Annotated in this window: 17 protein-coding genes; 5 read left to right on the forward strand and 12 right to left on the reverse strand. The window is 32.6% G+C overall.

What is annotated here, in order from left to right; translation table 11 throughout:
* Positions 1-420: 420 nt before the first annotated feature.
* From H6578_09470 to H6578_09480, 3 genes are all read right to left on the reverse strand, one after another.
* Positions 421-1,296 carry a glycerophosphodiester phosphodiesterase gene (locus H6578_09470; protein ID MCB9227380.1) on the reverse strand — a complete coding sequence of 292 codons (876 nt, stop codon included), beginning with the start codon at positions 1,294-1,296 and terminating at the stop codon, positions 421-423.
* Positions 1,297-1,982: 686 nt separating this feature from the next.
* Positions 1,983-2,582, reverse strand: coding sequence for a ribonuclease HII (locus tag H6578_09475; protein MCB9227381.1), 600 nt, complete (start codon positions 2,580-2,582; stop codon positions 1,983-1,985).
* Entirely contained in the window at positions 2,583-3,335 is a 753-nt protein-coding gene (locus tag H6578_09480) for a hypothetical protein (protein ID MCB9227382.1), read from the reverse strand.
* Positions 3,336-3,563: 228 nt separating this feature from the next.
* Here H6578_09480 and H6578_09485 point away from each other — a divergent pair, with 228 nt between their 5' ends.
* The 3 genes from H6578_09485 (at position 3,564) to H6578_09495 (ending at position 5,862) form a co-directional block, all read left to right on the forward strand.
* On the forward strand, positions 3,564-4,304 hold the full coding sequence (locus tag H6578_09485; GenBank protein ID MCB9227383.1) for an electron transfer flavoprotein subunit beta/FixA family protein: 741 nt from the start codon (positions 3,564-3,566) through the stop codon (positions 4,302-4,304).
* A gap of 19 nt (positions 4,305-4,323) precedes the next feature.
* Positions 4,324-5,286, forward strand: coding sequence for an electron transfer flavoprotein subunit alpha/FixB family protein (locus H6578_09490; GenBank protein MCB9227384.1), 963 nt, complete (start codon positions 4,324-4,326; stop codon positions 5,284-5,286).
* Between the two features lie 120 nt (positions 5,287-5,406).
* Positions 5,407-5,862, forward strand: coding sequence for a hypothetical protein (locus tag H6578_09495; protein ID MCB9227385.1), 456 nt, complete (start codon positions 5,407-5,409; stop codon positions 5,860-5,862).
* A 66-nt stretch (positions 5,863-5,928) separates the two neighbouring features.
* On the opposite strand, the gene H6578_09500 is transcribed toward H6578_09495, so the two are convergent.
* The 5 genes from H6578_09500 to ssb form a co-directional block, all read right to left on the reverse strand.
* Positions 5,929-6,291, reverse strand: a complete 363-nt coding sequence (locus H6578_09500) for a transposase (protein ID MCB9227386.1) — start codon at positions 6,289-6,291, stop codon at positions 5,929-5,931.
* A gap of 223 nt (positions 6,292-6,514) precedes the next feature.
* Positions 6,515-7,525, reverse strand: coding sequence for a hypothetical protein (locus tag H6578_09505; protein ID MCB9227387.1), 1,011 nt, complete (start codon positions 7,523-7,525; stop codon positions 6,515-6,517).
* Entirely contained in the window at positions 7,526-8,095 is a 570-nt protein-coding gene (locus H6578_09510; protein ID MCB9227388.1) for a hypothetical protein, read from the reverse strand. It lies immediately after the preceding gene.
* Positions 8,096-8,140: 45 nt separating this feature from the next.
* The gene (locus H6578_09515; protein ID MCB9227389.1) at positions 8,141-9,721 is read right to left on the reverse strand and encodes an IS1182 family transposase; all 1,581 of its coding nucleotides are present in this window, start codon (positions 9,719-9,721) and stop codon (positions 8,141-8,143) included.
* Between the two features lie 211 nt (positions 9,722-9,932).
* On the reverse strand, positions 9,933-10,271 hold the full coding sequence (ssb, locus tag H6578_09520; GenBank protein MCB9227390.1) for a single-stranded DNA-binding protein: 339 nt from the start codon (positions 10,269-10,271) through the stop codon (positions 9,933-9,935).
* 538 nt (positions 10,272-10,809) lie between these two features.
* Between ssb and H6578_09525 the strand changes: the two genes are divergently transcribed.
* A complete protein-coding gene (locus H6578_09525; GenBank protein MCB9227391.1) occupies positions 10,810-11,034 on the forward strand; it encodes a hypothetical protein in 225 nt (74 codons plus the stop codon).
* On the forward strand, positions 11,034-11,324 hold the full coding sequence (locus H6578_09530) for a type II toxin-antitoxin system RelE/ParE family toxin (protein MCB9227392.1): 291 nt from the start codon (positions 11,034-11,036) through the stop codon (positions 11,322-11,324). Before H6578_09525 ends, H6578_09530 begins: the two co-directional genes overlap by 1 nt.
* 267 nt (positions 11,325-11,591) lie before the next feature.
* On the opposite strand, the gene H6578_09535 is transcribed toward H6578_09530, so the two are convergent.
* Genes H6578_09535 through H6578_09550 form a run of 4 tightly spaced genes read right to left on the reverse strand, consistent with a single transcriptional unit; the run spans position 11,592 to position 15,997 of the window.
* Positions 11,592-12,377, reverse strand: a complete 786-nt coding sequence (locus H6578_09535) for an SH3 domain-containing protein (protein ID MCB9227393.1) — start codon at positions 12,375-12,377, stop codon at positions 11,592-11,594.
* Positions 12,364-14,196, reverse strand: a complete 1,833-nt coding sequence (locus H6578_09540; GenBank protein MCB9227394.1) for a protein BatD — start codon at positions 14,194-14,196, stop codon at positions 12,364-12,366. Before H6578_09540 ends, H6578_09535 begins: the two co-directional genes overlap by 14 nt.
* Entirely contained in the window at positions 14,196-15,002 is an 807-nt protein-coding gene (locus tag H6578_09545) for a tetratricopeptide repeat protein (protein MCB9227395.1), read from the reverse strand. Before H6578_09545 ends, H6578_09540 begins: the two co-directional genes overlap by 1 nt.
* Positions 14,996-15,997 carry a VWA domain-containing protein gene (locus H6578_09550; GenBank protein ID MCB9227396.1) on the reverse strand — a complete coding sequence of 334 codons (1,002 nt, stop codon included), beginning with the start codon at positions 15,995-15,997 and terminating at the stop codon, positions 14,996-14,998. The genes H6578_09545 and H6578_09550 overlap by 7 nt, the downstream gene beginning before the upstream one ends.
* Positions 15,998-16,228 lie beyond the last annotated feature (231 nt).

A 16,228-nucleotide genomic window follows, 5' to 3' on the forward strand; every position in this document is an offset into this window, starting at 1 on the left:
GAATGTTTGGATGTATAATTGTTGGGTACAATATGAAAATCACAATTCCATTACGAGGTTCTGACTTTGAAGAAGATTATTCTTCATATGAACTTTTTTTGAAGGAAATAGTACTTCATTCGAATAACCAATCGTTGATTAATCTTATTAATTCATTTCACGCACCGTAAGATGAATAATAATATTCCTCAAGTAAAGTAGCAAGCTTCCTAATTCCGATTATGAATATATAATAGTCTAATGTCGGCTACGCCTTATTTTACTATATGTATTACTATATCGGCATTTACCATCGTAAAACACAAAAATAGATTAGACTATTTTGTGTTGACAATTGGTATAGTTTTTAGATTGCTTTGTTCGTGCCTCACTCGCAAAGACGCACTTGTGTCGGTTCGGTCTTTACGAACGAAGTGAAGCTCATTTTAAAAATTCAATTAGCTTGTTCGGATAATCAGTAATAATTCCATCAACATTTAATTTTATCATTCTTTTCATTGCCTTTTCATTATTTACTGTCCACGGTATTAATTCAATCTTATTCTTTTTGCAATATAAAACTAACCTTCTGTTTACACTTCTATAATTAGGGCTTAAAATATTGGGTATAAAATTCAAATGCTTAATTTCTTTTTTAGCTTTAGCAGAAAAAACAGTTAACAACGCTGTTTTAATATTGGGGTATTTTTGATGCAAATATTCTATAGTTCTTTTATCAAACGACTGAATAATTACTCTATCTTCTATTTTTTTATCTTTTATTACAGCCATTAATGCCTCTACAAAAACACTTGGTTCGGGCTGGTAAATATTATCTAATGCAACTTCCGATTTGGTTTCTATATTGTATTTAACAGGATAAAACCCATTATTTCTAATAAAAGCTTCAACGGTATCCATAACTTCGCTAAGTAATGGTTTATATGTCTTTAATTTCTTTTGGTTCGGAAAATTGGGATGAGGTACACTACCACAATCGCATTTCTTTATTTGATTATAAGTCATTTTGTAAATATTAAAATCCTTTTCTTTACTTTTTTCAATGGTATGCCCTGCCGTATCGGTACAAAAAGTTGCATTTATATATGGGTCGTGGCTAACCACTACTTTGCCATCGGCAGAAATTACCACATCCATTTCTAAAGTATTAACGCCCAACTGCAAAGCGTGTATAAAGCCTTCTATACTGTTTTCGGGATATAAACCTCTTGCTCCTCTATGCCCTTGTATATCTATTTGGCTAAATACCAAATTATTAGCCAACGCAATAATTGTAAGTAATAATGTTTTTTTCATGGTTGCAATTTAAAGAAATAAAATAATGTAGAGGACTAAGTTTAATTAATTAAATGTTAAATACTATGCAAATGCAAAATATTTTGTTATACCAATGATTTATGCTCTAAGATAGCATCTTGGGACGTTTAAGTAATTTGAATTACAGTTTGTGGTCTTTTACTTTTGTCTTGATACAAAAGTAACAAAAAATCAAGACTGTAATCAAAAATACTAAAATGCTATAAAACAGACGAGGACAAATTAATGTATGCTCAATTTTAGTTTTCCTAAAGTATTTTCACTCGTAGGAGCATACTAATTTGTCTATCCGTATTTTTATAAAAACCACTTATAGTTGATGTCTGTTTTACATCATTTCTTAACGTATTTTTGATTAAGGTCAGATAAAAAGTGCACTTTAAGTTTGCAAGTGGGGCACCCATTAACCGAAAACTCCGTAAAAAATTAAACTGTTTGAAGAACGGAGTGATGAGTTTTTGATTTTTAGGAGTTGAGGTTATAATGGGTCGCTGAAAACTTAGTGCGATTCTCCGCCAAAGGGCGGACAAGTTTTTGTAACTTTTCTTCTAAAGAAAAGTTAATGTAAAATACTTCATGGGTATCTTTACAGATAGTCATAATATTTTGTGTATTTGGGATGTTAGACAAAAACCTAATAAACTAAGAAAAATACTTCAATAAAACTAAAACAGCTCCATTTGTTCATCTTTTAACAGCCTAAAAGATTTGCGGTGTAATGGACAAGCACCATGCTCTGCTATAGCCTCTCGGTGTGCCTTTGTAGGATAGCCTTTATTGTTTTCCCACAAATAATTAGGGTATTTTTTAGCTTGCTCTAACATAAACTCATCTCTATATGTTTTAGCCAATATAGATGCCGCTGCTATAGAAGCATATTTAGCATCTCCTTTTACTATGGTTTTAAAAGGTATATTTTGATAAGGATAAAATTTATTGCCATCTATAATAATATGCTCCGGCTGTATTTTTAGTTTATCTAAAGCTAAATGCATAGCATATATTGATGCTTTAAGAATGTTTATTTCATCTATTTTGTCATTATCCACAAAAGCTACGGCATAACTTAAAGCTTGCTGTTCTATTATTGTTCTAAGTAAATTTCTGTTTTTCTCATTTATTTGTTTAGAATCGTTAAGCATTTCATTAGAAAAATTTGTAGGTAAAACAACTGCCGCTGCCACCACTGGCCCAGCTAAACAACCTCTTCCCGCTTCATCGCAACCTGCCTCTATACTGTTTTCTTTATAAAATGATGCTAACATCTATTGCTCCACTCCTGCTTTATAATTTTTGTTTATAATTGTTCCATCGGCTTTTATGTATTTGCCTTTGCCTTCTCTATTATTATCCAGCCATCTACCTTCATAAATATCGCCATTGCCAAAATAATATTTGCCTTTCCCATGCATTTTTCCGTCTAAAAATTGCCCTTCATATTTAACTCCATCTTCCCACGTAAAAGTACCCATTCCTGTCCTTGCTCCAGATTTATATTCACCTACGTATTTATCTCCATTATAATAAGTAAAAACACTTTGACCATTTTTTACATTATTGTACCATTGTCCTTCGTAAATATCTCCATTTCTATAGGTGTAAATTCCTTTGCCTTCTTTCTTAAAATTTATCCAAGAACCTTCATACGTATCGCCATTTAAGTAATAACAAACGCCCTTGCCTTGCACCACACCGTTTATTAAAGAACCCACATATTTATCGCCATTGCTATAAGTATATACGCCATTGCCGTGCATCATATCATCTTTAAAATCGCCAGTATATTTATCTCCATTAGGAAAATCGTAAGTACCTTTCCCTTGTCGTTTATCGTCAAGCCACTCCCCTACATAAATACCGCCATCGTCAAAAGTACATTTTCCATATCCTTGCCGTTTTCCGTCCTTTACTTCGCCAAAATACTCAGCATTATTAAACTTTAATTTTTCCTTTTTTTGAGCAAAAGAAAAAATACATAGCAATAAAAAACTAATTAGTAATACATTTTTTTTATTCATAGTATAAAAACAATTAAACTCTATAAGCAAATGTATTAAAAATATTTATAGAAACAAAGCGATATAATACACTATCCTATTTCATTAGTTAAGCCTAAAAGAAATGAAATTTTATTAATAAACACAAGGTTTTTTAATCTTTAACAATCTTTTTTACCAAACGTTTGTTTGATTATTGAAAATAAGTGATAAATTTCTTACTTTTGCACCACAAAAAAATAAAAATTTATGAAGATATTAGTTCCTATAAGTAAAGTGCCTGATACTACGGCAAAAATTGCCTTTACTGACAACAATACAAAATTTGATACCAATAATGTTCAATTTATTTTAAACCCTACCGATGAGTGGTATGCTTTAGTTAGAGCCGTTGAATTAGTTGAAAAAAATGGTGGCAGTGTTACCGTAATTAATGTAGGCGGTGCAGATAATGACCAATATATACGCAAAGCATTAGCCATAGGAGCAAATGATGCCGTTAGAGTTAATGCAGAGCCTTCAGATGCTTATTTTGTAGCTTCGCAAATAGCTACTTATGCTAAAGACAAAGGTTTTGACTTAATAATAACCGGAAAAGAAACTATAGACTACAACGGTGCTGAAGTGGGTGGCATGATAGCTGAATTTTTAGATTTAGGTTATGTTGGTTTAGTTAATACTTTAGAAGTAGAGGGTACTACAGCCACTTTAACAAGGGAAATAGAAGGCGGTGTAGAAAAAGTACAAGCTAATTTACCATTAGTAGTAGGTGCAGAAAAAGGTTTAGCAGAGCAACGTATTCCTAACATGAGAGGAATAATGCAAGCCCGTACTAAGCCATTAAGCGTAGTAGAACCAAATGGTGATGGTGCATTAGTAGAAATAAAAAAATACGATTTACCACCGGCTAAAAGTGGTGTTAAGTTAGTAGATGCAGACAATGTAGCCGAATTAGTAAGATTACTTCACGAAGAAGCAAAAGTTATATAACCTCAAAATAAAATAAAAAATGTCAGTTTTAATATATATAGATCAATCAAACGGAGAAGCAAAAAAAGCAAGTTTAGAAGCAGCATACTATGGTAGCCAAGTAGCCGCTAAAGAAGGTGGCGATGCCATAGGACTATTTTTAGGCGAAGGAAGCGGATTAGAAAGTTTAGGTAATTATGGCTTAAAAAAAGTGCTTCAAGTTAATAATGCAGCATTCAATAATTTTGATTCAAAAGCATTTACAAAAGTAATAGCCGAAGCAGCGGAAAGCATAGGTGCTAAAACGGTAGTTATTCCTTTTAATCAAAATGGAAAAAGCTTAGCACCAAGAGTATCCGTAAAATTAAAAGCAGGATATGTGCCGGGTGCATCTACTTTAGTAGATAATGGTACGGTAACAAAAAGTGTATTTTCCGGTAAAGCTTATGCCACTTATGGTTTTAATACCGATAAAAAAGTAATAGGTTTATCGGCAAACTCTATTCAAGTTCAAAAATCTGATACTACAGCAAGTGTAGAAGCATTTAACACAAGTGTAAGTGCCGGAGATTTTGCTTCAAAAGTGCTTAGCGTAGAAACGGTAGAAGGAGAAGTGCCTTTAACAGAAGCAGAAATAGTAGTAAGTGCAGGTAGAGGATTAAAAGGACCGGAAAACTGGGGAATGATAGAAGATTTAGCTCATGCATTGGGTGCCGCTACAGCTTGTTCTCGTCCGGTATCGGATATAGGATGGCGTCCTCACCACGAGCACGTGGGTCAAACAGGGGCAACTGTTAAACCAAATTTATACATTGCCATAGGAATTTCTGGAGCTATACAGCACTTAGCTGGGGTAAACCAAAGTAAAGTGATGGTAGTAATAAATAACGACCCTGAAGCTCCGTTCTTTAAAGCAGCAGACTACGGAATAGTAGGAGATGCTTTTGAAGTAGTGCCTAAATTAGTAGAAGCTGTAAAACAATTTAAAGCACAGCAAAGCTAATTATAGTTATAAAATTGTAAGGAAAAGCCGTTTTTGTAAAATAAAAACGGCTTTTTTAATTTTTTCACTTTTATTTTACTAAAATATTGATATATTTATGCTCAAATAAATAAAAAGAAAATGAAAAAACTAATAGTATTAATGGGCTTATTTGTAGCAGGATTCTCTTTTGCTAATGCCCAAGCACAAAAAAGCGAAGTAAAAACTACACATCAAAAATCTGATGATGATTTGAAAAGTAAAGAAGCTGCATTCTTAGAAAAACAAGATAAAAGAATAGCAGAGTTAAATGAAGTAGTTGCATTAACGGCAGGTCAACAATCAAAAATTGCAGACATTAACAAGCAACAAAATGAAAAACTTAGAGCTGTGTATGTAAAATATAATAGTGTAAAAAATGAAGACAGCAAAGCTTTAGGAAAAGAAGAGATGAAAAAAATTAACGCTGAAAGAAAAGACATGATTAAAAGTGTATTGACTAAAGAGCAACAAGAAAAATGGTCGGCTTATGAAGCTACTAAGAAAGCAGAAAAAGCGGAAAAAACAGATGACCATAGTGGACATAATCACAAATAATGCTAACACTATAATTAAATTATAGATATTTTAAAAATCCTCTTGAAAGCAAGAGGATTTTTTATTTTAAAGGAATTTACAGCAAAGGCTTTGGGGGTTATCTTTTCTAAATTCGGATATGGTTTTGAAATGGGGTTGTAGTTTTCCAATCATCCACATCACTTCTATATTGGTCATACAAGCATGAGCCAGTTTTCTACAAGAACGGATTCCGTTTCTGTAACCGTAAAGATATAATTTAATTAAATCTGTAGGGTGATAGGGAATGTTTCCTTCGGCATTAAGGGTATGGTTGGTAAAGCCGAGTGCTTTAACATCAAGCGTATCTACAAAGGCATCTACTACTCGGGCAAAACTATCGGGTGCTACCATTTGGTCTAAGCAGGTAACCTCCAACTGAAATCTGTCTTGTTTTTGTCGGTATTGCATACCTTAAAGATAATATACTTATACCCAAGATATACCTTTTCTTTTAAACTTGTCCACATTGCAGTGTGTAGGTTATTGCACAGTCTGACGGTTTGTATAAGAATAGTAGTGGACTACTGAACTCTAATTTTTAAGTTGTTACTAAATTTTACGCGGGCTACAATGATCATATTTACTCCTGTTTTGACTATTGTTTTTTATGCTTTGTTATGCTTTCGGGGTTTTAATTATTCATATATTTTTTAAATTGCTCTGCTTCTTCTAACAATTTTTCAAGTTCCTTTTTTGACGTAGGTTTGTTATGATAATAATCAAGAATATGAAAATTCTCTTTAAGGTTTTTTAGTTCTGCTTTTTGCTGTATTTTTTGAATTTCATTAAAATACGATACATTGTTTCTTTTTCGAAAGACAAATGGTCCTTCTGTAAAATTGCAAGGTGCATAACTAAAATAGTTCCTTCTGTTTATTTCGTTTGGTTTCAGTTTGTCAAGATAAATCCTATCTACATCTCCAAAACCACGTAATGATTTAAATACAATATCTCTATAAGAATCTTTATTTTCAGGCTCTTTTCTTAAAGATTCATTACTATCAAAATAATTATCGTGGATATATATTTCATGAAATCCAGGTTTTATTGCTATTAATTCTGCATAAATCCGATTGTAATTTTCTATGTCCAACTGTCTCAAATAATTAATGATAAATTCTAATTCTTCAAAATCTTTTTTAAACAGAATTTCATCCTTTGCTCTTTTTGAAAAACCTGCATTAATCCAAAAAGTATCATTATCCACCCTTTTTTTAGTATTACCTTGATATATTTTAATCCCTGCAAATGACTGAAATGCTTTATTAAAATCAGCACTAATTTTTTCAGAAGGATTTTTTATATTAGACTTGTATATGCTTTGAAGATATTTGAATCGAATACTATTAAAAACTCGTTCAATCTCCATTTCTGGTTTTATTAAGTATTTTAATACGCTTTCAACCGATGGGTCTTTTTTTCCTAAAAAATCAATTCCAATTTTTCTTAAAGAATAGTTTTTACTATTTATTATTCCATTTTTAATAAAATTACATAGTAATAAACCTTTTGAATCAATTTTCAATTGAACAATTTCATCATCAGTTGTTTTGTAAAGACCGTCTCTATTTTTATTTGAGAGAAGTAGCAATTTATCCACATATTCAGGATTGCTTTTTACCACAGTTGTTTTATAATTCATTTATTGTCCAATTATTTTTTTAAATGTTTCAACATCTTCCTTTTTGTTTGCATCAAGAGAACACCAAACATAGTCAGAAACAAATAGTCTAATAGTTGGTTTTATGCCAAGAAAAATTGGTGCAAAATCTCTCAAAGTGTCATACCACGCCCTTTGCTCATCTCTAAATGGGGGGTCATTATCTTTTTTATTAAGTTTTTCACATAATTCCATCCATTTTTCTTTTTTATATCCAAGTGATAATTTGTCTGGATAGTTTTTAAGTGCAATAAGACGAGGTTTAGTAAAATGCTGAGATTCATCAAATTCAAGAATAAATTTATCTTTCACAAAATAATCTACGTTTGGAAGCCTTTTTGACCTTACGAATTCGTTGTACTCTCTATATTCTTGTAGTTTATGAAATATATTTTCAAGATTTGGATTTAGGTCATTGGGTTTAAATTGTTCTACTTTGTTTGGAAGTTGAAGATTATAGTTTTCTAAAACATTTTCTTGTCCATATATTTTCCCAAGCAATTCAAATACTCTCTTTTTACATTCTTTACATCTTTCACTATGTTTTTTCATCTATTCGTCTCTTTTTTTGCCTGAAGCACAACGGGAGTCTGTACATTAACCCACAAAACTCGGGATTTTCAAATGTAAATATAAAATATATTTTTGAAAATTAAGAGGTTTTTTAAACAAAATGTGAGGAGTTGATTTTGTTGTGTGAGGCTTTGTGGTAAATGTGGTGCTTAAAAATGAAAAAATAGCCGTTTTTATGGCTTTTAGTTGTTTTATTAGCTCTATTGGGTTAAAAATGGACATAGTTCTCCTAAGGTTATACACCGTAAAGGCTATGGCTATCTCTGTAAGCACCTTTTCTTTGGTTCTAACTAAGGTGTGGTCTAAGTGCCACTGCCTCTTAAGTGTGCCAAACTGATGCTCAATTATTTGTTGTCTTTCTCTGTAGTATGCCGCATTGGCTTCTACCCGTTTTTTGTTGCGGTCTATCGCATCTTGATATTCTGAGCGTTGTACTATTCTTCCTTGTTTTCTGTTGGTGCATTGTGCTTTGAGTGAGCATGTTTTGCAGGCTGTAGTTGTATAGTGTTTAAATTTTATATCTTTAGCTCCTTTCTTTTTGCTTTTTCGGGTATAAACAGTTCCGTTAGTTGTTAAGGTTTCTTGTGCAGGACAGGTATAGGTATCTTCTTTTTTGTTGTACAGAAAAGATTCTACAGGAAAAACATCATTGGTAACAGAAGCACTATTGGCTTTGGGGGCAACAAAAGGTGTGGCATTCATTTTTTCACATTCATCCAGTTGAATACCTGTATGATAACCTTTATCTGCTAGTACGGTACACTTCTCGGATTGTGTGTTTTGCATGGCTTGTTCTGTAACGTTAGCCAGTTGGTGTGTGTCGTTTACATCTCCTGTATCAAAAGCTACAAGGAGCTTGTGTTTATCGTCAGAGGCAGCTTGAATGTTGTATCCTACTTTAACGGATGTACGCTGAAATACTACAGCTCGGCTATCGGGGTCTGTGGTAGATATTTGTCCGTCTTCTGTATCTTCAAGTTGTTTATGCAATGCTTCGTATTTCTCCTTTTTCTTTTCTTGGTCTTTGATTTTATCTTGGATAATGGTTTCTTTTTTTTGCGGTAGTTCTTCATCTAAAGCAGCTTCATATTCCGCTATTTTTTGGTCAATATATTCAAGATGTCGTTTTATTTTTTTATCGTTAAAATTGTTTTTCAAGCTGTTTTGTGCTCTTATTTTAAAGGAATCAACAGCAAAGGCTTTACCTTCTATCAATTTCCAACCTTTCAGCACTAAAAGAAAGTGACGGAATGTGTTTTTAAAGGCTTGAGGATTGTCTTTTCTAAAGTCGGATATGGTTTTGAAATGGGGTTGTAGTTTTCCAATCATCCACATCACTTCTATATTGGTAATGCAAGCATGAGCCAGTTTTCTACAAGAACGGATTCCGTTTCTGTAGCCGTAAAGATAGAGTTTAATTAAGTCTGTAGGGTGATAGGGAATGTTCCCTTCTGTGTTAAGCGTATGGTTGGTAAAGCCGAGTGCTTTAACATCAAGCGTATCTACAAAGGCATCTACTACTCGGGCAAAGCTATCGGGTGCTACCATTTGGTCTAAGCAGATAAACTCTAACTGAAATCTGTCTTGTTTTTGTCGGTATTGCATACCTTAAAGATAATATACTTATAACAAAACCTGACAGTACTTTTCCGTTATTGTAGAGATTGCCTGCCTGCCGCAGGTAGGCTTCGTTCGTACCTCACTCGCAAAGACGATCCTTTGGAACATACTCGTGCCACGACTCCAAGTCGTGGCACGAGTAAAGAACGGGTTCGCCTTTGCGAACGAATTTAGGCAATCTTTAGCTTTTAATAAATTAAGCAACCTTTTTTGTCAATACCAAAAACTCGTTTATTTGCACTTCAGTAATGTAGCGAATTTCGCCATCTTTTTCATAGTTTCTGTGGGTTAGTTTACCTTGCACCATTAACTCATCTCCCTTTTTACAAAGTTTATCAATTAATTCTGCTGTTTTTCCCCACGCCACTAGTCTGTGCCATTCGGTTTTAGTTTGCAAGTTGCCTTCTTTATCTTTATAGCTTTCATTTGTTGCCAAAGAAAAATTTAGCAAGCTATTGCCATTCTCTAAAGATTTTAATTCTGTTTCGTTTCCTAATCTTCCGATTAATTGTACTTGATTTTTTAATGCGTTCATAATTTTAATTTTTTATTGATTAACTAATTATTTGTTGACGATGCAAAGATGAACGCACTTCAAAATTTTATTCGTATTTTAAACATTTGTGTTCGCTTAATATACGTTTGTTTTCGTTTGTAAATGATTAAATTATTGTTTTTCAATCAGTTGAGTGATTTTTTAAAAGAATAAAAAAGGAAAGTTTTTTAGTGGAAATAATTGATTGCTATTAAACTGTCAGGTTTGCTATGTACCTCCCCACAGTCGGCTTCCTTTTCACTACAACCAAAATACTCCGTTCGCAAGAACGAACCACACAAGCACGTTCTTGCGAGTGAGGTACAAGCGGAGTAATCTCTACAGTAAAAAGCATTCTGAACTTTTTGAAATTAAATTCAAGGTGATAATACCTTAAATGATTAAGTGGATAAAATTTTTTATAATAATAAAATAGGCTTATTTAAACACATGAATACATTTTAACATTAACCAATGTTTATGTAGAAAAGTTAATTAAAAAACTGTAACTTTGATTATATCTCAAATAGCATAAAAGATGTTTCAATTTATATCAAATAAGAAAGGAGAAACTACAGGAGTTTATATTCCTATTGAAGAATGGGAAAAAATTGTAGAAAGTTTCCCAGGTTTAAATACGTTTAGTGATGTGCCTAAATGGCAAAAAGATTTAGTTAAAGAACAAAAGGCAGCACTTAAAGAAAATCCTAATTCTTTTATGGAATTTGACTCCTTTATAGATGAAGTTGAAAAGACTTTATAATGAGGGTAATTATTTCACCTCTTGCACAACAACAAATAAAAGATGCTTCAAAATGGCACAATAAACAGCAAAAAGGTTTAGGTGCTCGGTTTACAAAATCTATTAGGGATACAATTAATATACTCAAAGTGAATCCGTTTTATCAAATACGATATTCAAATGTTAGGATATTAAACACGAAAACATTCTCATATTTAATTCACTATGTTGTTAAGGATAAAGAAAAAATGATTATTATTTTCGGTGTTTTTCACGCTTCAAGAAATATAGACCATTATATAAAGAAGTAGTAAATTTTATCTTTTGAACAAAATTATACCAACTGTTAATTCAAGGTAATAACATCTTGAATGGCAAATAAGATTGCTTCACTCCGTTCGCAAAGACGAACCACACAAGTGCGTCTTTGCGAGTAAGGTACGAACGAAGCAAACTCTATAAATCTATTTGTCTAACTATCTAAAAGTCCCCCGTGGGAGATTTTAGGTGGCTAAAGTTATGCTATAAAAACACTAAACTTCAAACACCCACCCAAACTCTCAAACAATACAAAAAAACTATATAAGTGCTAATACTTCTTTTTTAACCCACGCTTCGGAGCCATCTTGAAGTTTTATTTTGTACCAGTTATCTACGCTATCTTGTACGCTTACTTTCAGACCCTCATGTATAGTGCCCAGCTCTTGAGCGTTGTGGTTTGGCGAACTTTTAGTATTTACGGCTTTTTGCAAAATAATAGCACTGTTGCTTTCCTTGTCGTAGTTGTTTTTTTGATAAGCTAAAAACAAAAGAACAAGACTTAAACTTAAAAATAATTGGCTACCTAATTTTATTTTTTTGACTTTAAAAAAAGTAAATAATCCCCACAAAATAAGGGAAAACCACAGCAATGATATTCCAAAAACTGCCCATTTTGATGCTGAAAAGAAATTGAGCAAGCTAAACCACCAATTAACAAAGAATAAATGGGGCAATGGTTCTATATTATCGGCTGTTCTGGCGTAGGCAAAACGGAGGTTGTGGTGTATATCTTTGTTGCGTGGAGCAAGTTTTTGAGCTTTTTCTAAATAAAGAATGCTCTTGCCTAATTCTCCCGTTTTAAAATAAGCATTGCCTAAATTATAGTATAAATTTTCAGAGTGATACCCTTCTTTTAGTAATTGTTCATATTGCTCAACGGCTGTTGTATAATTTTCATTTTCATAAGCTTTATTGGCACTTTCAAAAGTGTTTTGTTGTGCAAAAGCAGTAGAAAATAGTGCTATAAAAATAAATAAGCTCTTTATAATACTTTTTGTTGTTTTCAACTTAAGGCAGTAAATATGGTGTTTAAGCCAACTCATTTTCTATATTTTCTATACAGTTTTTGGTTGTTAAATAATCTTCTTGCATTTTATGGTCAGATGCCGGACTGTAAAGTGCCATTTCTGCATTTTGTATTACTTCCATAAATTGTTGTGCTAATAATTCAGGTACATTTCTTTCCGCAAATTTTTGAGTGATGCTCTCTTTATTTAGTTCTGCTTGCGTTATATTAAATTTATCACTCACATAGCAGTTTAAAGCTGTAAATATTTCGTTATAAAATGCTTTTTTATCGTGCTTGTCTAAAAATATTTTAGCTTGTTTTAATCTTTTTAAAGCCTCTTTTTGTGCTTTTTTTCGTTTGGTGGCTACTAAGTCTATTTCTTTGTTATCTACATATTTTACAAGTAAAAACAACAAACCAAAAAGTAAAACTGGTGCTCCTGCTGCCACATAAAATAAATTAGAACCGTAAAAACTTTGCTTCCTTTTGGTTAAATCATTATTCAACTTTATGTAGTGAATATCTTCATCTAAAGCATCTGCATTTTTAGTAGGATTTTGTTGTACTACAGCTTCTCCTTCTACATGAATATTAAAAGTATCAGAGTATAAATGTTTATAAGATTTACTTTCTAAGTCAAAATAATTAAACTCTACAGGAGGAATTTTAAAATCTCCCGGCTGGTTAGGTACAATTAAATAGGTAAAGTTTTTAGAGCCATTTATAAAATTAGAGGATTGAGATATATTTTCTGTTATTTGAGGGTCGTAAACTTCAAAAGCTTTAGGAAATTCAGGCTCAATATCGTTAAAAGCCATTATGTTTCCTTTGCCGTTAATGTTTATTTTTAAGCTTGCGGGGTTGCCTACGTCTAATTTTGAAGAGTCTAATGTTGCCATCATGCTAAAATTGCCTACAGCTCCCGAAAAATTAGCAGGTTTGTTAGCCAAAGGCAAAGCTTGCACATTGATATTAAAAGCATTGCTACTAAAATTATACTCCACTTGCTTGTAACCCATGGTTTGCATTTGAAAACCAAAAAATGACTCTGTTCTTGGTTCACTTACCATTATAACCGAATTAATTTTAAGTGGATCTATAGTAAATTTTCCTTCACGCAAAGGAAATAAAGCCCATTTAGCTATCACTAAAGTTTGATATTGCTTGCCGTTATATTCTTCGGGTTTCCAGTCGTCTGTATTAACTTTTATATCTTGTTTCCAAAATCCGTTCATTTCCGGCACTTCAGATAATTGAGCACCATAAGTGTTGATACGCTGGTACAATTTAGCATACAAAAATATTTGTTCGCCTACATACGGATTGTTTTTTGATGAATAAACCTTAACAAATAGATTGTCTTTAGCTTGCTCTTTCCAGTCTTCGCCACTTGGATTAGTAGCTGACTGTTGCGGTTGCGGTTGCTGAGACGACTGTGTTCTGGTATTATTTTGTTGATGATTGTTAGAAGTAGTAGGTTCTTGTCCTTTTACCACTTCTACATTTATAGGTTTGGTAGTTAAAGTTTGTCCATCTACTTCTATGCTTGCACCTGCTATGGTTAAATTTCCTTCTTTTATAGGTCGTAAATAGTAGTAGTAGCTTATTGATTGGCTGGTTTTTCCATTTATCCATTGGTAACTACTGCTTTGGTTGGGTCCGCTTAGTATTTTAAAACCTTCAAAATTGGGTGGTTTAAATCTGCTACCGTTGGCATTTTCTAAGGTAAAAACTACTTTATAGTTGGCGTCTGTAGATGTTTTAGAAGATGCTTGAGCATAAAAATTGGCTTGTGCTAAAGCAAGGTTGGCAAATGCCATAAAAGAGAATAATATGGATAACAAACGTTTCATTACCAATCTTTTTGTATAATAACGTTAACGGGTTCTCCTTCTATTTTGTCTAATTTTTCTTGAAGTTTATTTTCTTCATTTTCAAGAGCTTTTAATAGTTTATCTGCTTGCTCTTTACTTAGTTTCATTTCTTTAGGTTGGGCAGGTTGTTCTTCTTCTTTGCCATTATTTTTGCCTTGGTTTTGTTGGTCTTGTTGCCCATTTTTGTCTTTATCCTGCTCTCCCTTGTCTTTTTGGTCTTGCTTTTGGTCGCCTTTATCTTGGTCTTTTTTGTCGTTGTCGTCTTGGTTTTGTTGGTCGTTTTTATCTTGATTTTTATCGTCTTTATTTTGCTGGTCTTGGTTTTGTTGGTTTTGCTGTTGTTGTTGTTGTTGTTCTTTTTGAAGCATTAATTGTGCATAAGCTAAATTATATTTAGTATCCATATCATTGGGTACTAATTTTAGAGCTTCTTTATAAGCTTTTATGCTTTCTTCATATTTCTTTTCACTAAGGTAGCTATTGCCTAAATTGTGGTAAGCATGAGCTTTATCTTCTTTATTTTCAAATTTTTCGGCACTATTAGAAAAAAAACTTTGAGCTTGTTCCATGTTATTTTGGGCGTATTGGCTTACGCCAATATTGTATAGTGGCACTGCAGCATTGGGTTGTTTATCTAATGATTTTCGGTAGGAAATTTCAGCATCGGTATATTTTTTTTGCTTCATTTCTTTATTGCCTTGTTTTACATATCCATAAGCTCCTTGTGCTAAAGAAAACTGAGCAATTACTACAAATAAAATACTATGAAATATCTTTTTTACCATCCTAAACTATCCCATTTTTTTTCACTTATAAAAATTTCAATCAAAAGTAATACCAAAGCAATACTTAAAAATAAAGGAAAATGATTTTTAAAGCTGGTAAATACTTTTTCGTCTATTTGTCTGCCTTTTTGCCCACTTAAAGTGGCTAATAAATCTTTAGAAGACTGCACCGATGAAGCATTCAAATACACTCCTCCCGATTGTTTGGCAATATCTCTAAGCATATTTTCATTTAGCTTGCTTAGCACCACATTTCCTTCGTTGTCTTTTTTGTATTGTCCATTTTTTCCATCGGGTATGGGCGCTCCTTTTTCTGAACCAATGCCTATAGTGTGTATAATAACACCTTGCTCTTTAGCTTCTTTTATTTTTTCTTCTACATCGCCATCGTGGTTTTCGCCATCGGTTATAATAACCAGCGTTTTATATCCTTCGCTTTCTTTATCAAAAGATTGAAGAGCTAAATCTATAGCTTCGCTAATATCTGTACCTTGCTGTGGTACCATATTGGTATTTATGGTTTTTAGATACATTTTAGCTCCCGAATAATCAACTGTAATGGGCATTTGCAAATAAGCATTTCCGGCAAAAACTATTAAGCCAATGCGGTCGTTGTTCATTTCGTCTATTAAATTAGAAACAAACTGCTTAGCTTTTAACATTCTACTGGGAGCTACGTCTTGTGCATTCATAGATTTTGAAACATCTATAGCAAAAAATACATCTATGCCTTCGCGTTTTACGGTTTCGTATTTTGTGCCCACTAACGGATTTGCCCAACCTATAACTAAAGCAATAATTGCCAATACCATTAACACTATTTTGATAGTTTTTCTTGTAGTACTGGAGGTAATGCGTAGTTGTTTTACCAAGTCCGATTCGCCCAGCTTTTTAAACTTTTTATTTCGGCTTATTAAATAAGCTACAAAAAGCAGTATAACTACAACTACTATTAGCAATGCCCATAAATATTCGGTATGTGCAAATTTTAACATAACTGCAAATGTAATTAACCCTGTTAAGTAAAAAAATGCTTTAAAATTTTTTAACCGTAATTACTTAAGTTTTAATACCGATTATGGATATATAATAGTCCAATATCGGCTACGCCTTATTGTACTAAATATATTATACTACCGACATTTACCATTGTAAAACACAAAATAGATTAGACTATTTTTTGTTGACAATTGGTATAATATAGATTACCGATTAGGATTGGTATA

It is taken from the genome of Chitinophagales bacterium, assembly GCA_020635995.1.
In the GTDB taxonomy this organism is placed as follows: Bacteria; Bacteroidota; Bacteroidia; order Chitinophagales; family UBA8649; genus JAFMKE01.

Excerpts from the sequence above, each read along its gene's own strand:
- H6578_09500 (MCB9227386.1), bottom strand. The coding sequence starts at position 6,291 with ATGCAATACCGACAAAAACAAGACAGATTTCAGTTGGAGGTTACCTGC.
- ssb (MCB9227390.1), bottom strand. The coding sequence starts at position 10,271 with ATGAACGCATTAAAAAATCAAGTACAATTAATCGGAAGATTAGGAAAC.
- H6578_09540 (MCB9227394.1), bottom strand. The coding sequence starts at position 14,196 with ATGAAACGTTTGTTATCCATATTATTCTCTTTTATGGCATTTGCCAAC.
- H6578_09490 (MCB9227384.1), top strand. The coding sequence starts at position 4,324 with ATGTCAGTTTTAATATATATAGATCAATCAAACGGAGAAGCAAAAAAA.
- H6578_09550 (MCB9227396.1), bottom strand. The coding sequence starts at position 15,997 with ATGTTAAAATTTGCACATACCGAATATTTATGGGCATTGCTAATAGTA.
- H6578_09525 (MCB9227391.1), top strand. The coding sequence starts at position 10,810 with ATGTTTCAATTTATATCAAATAAGAAAGGAGAAACTACAGGAGTTTAT.
- H6578_09470 (MCB9227380.1), bottom strand. The coding sequence starts at position 1,296 with ATGAAAAAAACATTATTACTTACAATTATTGCGTTGGCTAATAATTTG.
- H6578_09535 (MCB9227393.1), bottom strand. The coding sequence starts at position 12,377 with ATGAGTTGGCTTAAACACCATATTTACTGCCTTAAGTTGAAAACAACA.
- H6578_09485 (MCB9227383.1), top strand. The coding sequence starts at position 3,564 with ATGAAGATATTAGTTCCTATAAGTAAAGTGCCTGATACTACGGCAAAA.
- H6578_09545 (MCB9227395.1), bottom strand. The coding sequence starts at position 15,002 with ATGGTAAAAAAGATATTTCATAGTATTTTATTTGTAGTAATTGCTCAG.
- H6578_09505 (MCB9227387.1), bottom strand. The coding sequence starts at position 7,525 with ATGAATTATAAAACAACTGTGGTAAAAAGCAATCCTGAATATGTGGAT.
- H6578_09530 (MCB9227392.1), top strand. The coding sequence starts at position 11,034 with ATGAGGGTAATTATTTCACCTCTTGCACAACAACAAATAAAAGATGCT.
- H6578_09480 (MCB9227382.1), bottom strand. The coding sequence starts at position 3,335 with ATGAATAAAAAAAATGTATTACTAATTAGTTTTTTATTGCTATGTATT.
- H6578_09515 (MCB9227389.1), bottom strand. The coding sequence starts at position 9,721 with ATGCAATACCGACAAAAACAAGACAGATTTCAGTTAGAGTTTATCTGC.
- H6578_09495 (MCB9227385.1), top strand. The coding sequence starts at position 5,407 with ATGAAAAAACTAATAGTATTAATGGGCTTATTTGTAGCAGGATTCTCT.
- H6578_09475 (MCB9227381.1), bottom strand. The coding sequence starts at position 2,582 with ATGTTAGCATCATTTTATAAAGAAAACAGTATAGAGGCAGGTTGCGAT.
- H6578_09510 (MCB9227388.1), bottom strand. The coding sequence starts at position 8,095 with ATGAAAAAACATAGTGAAAGATGTAAAGAATGTAAAAAGAGAGTATTT.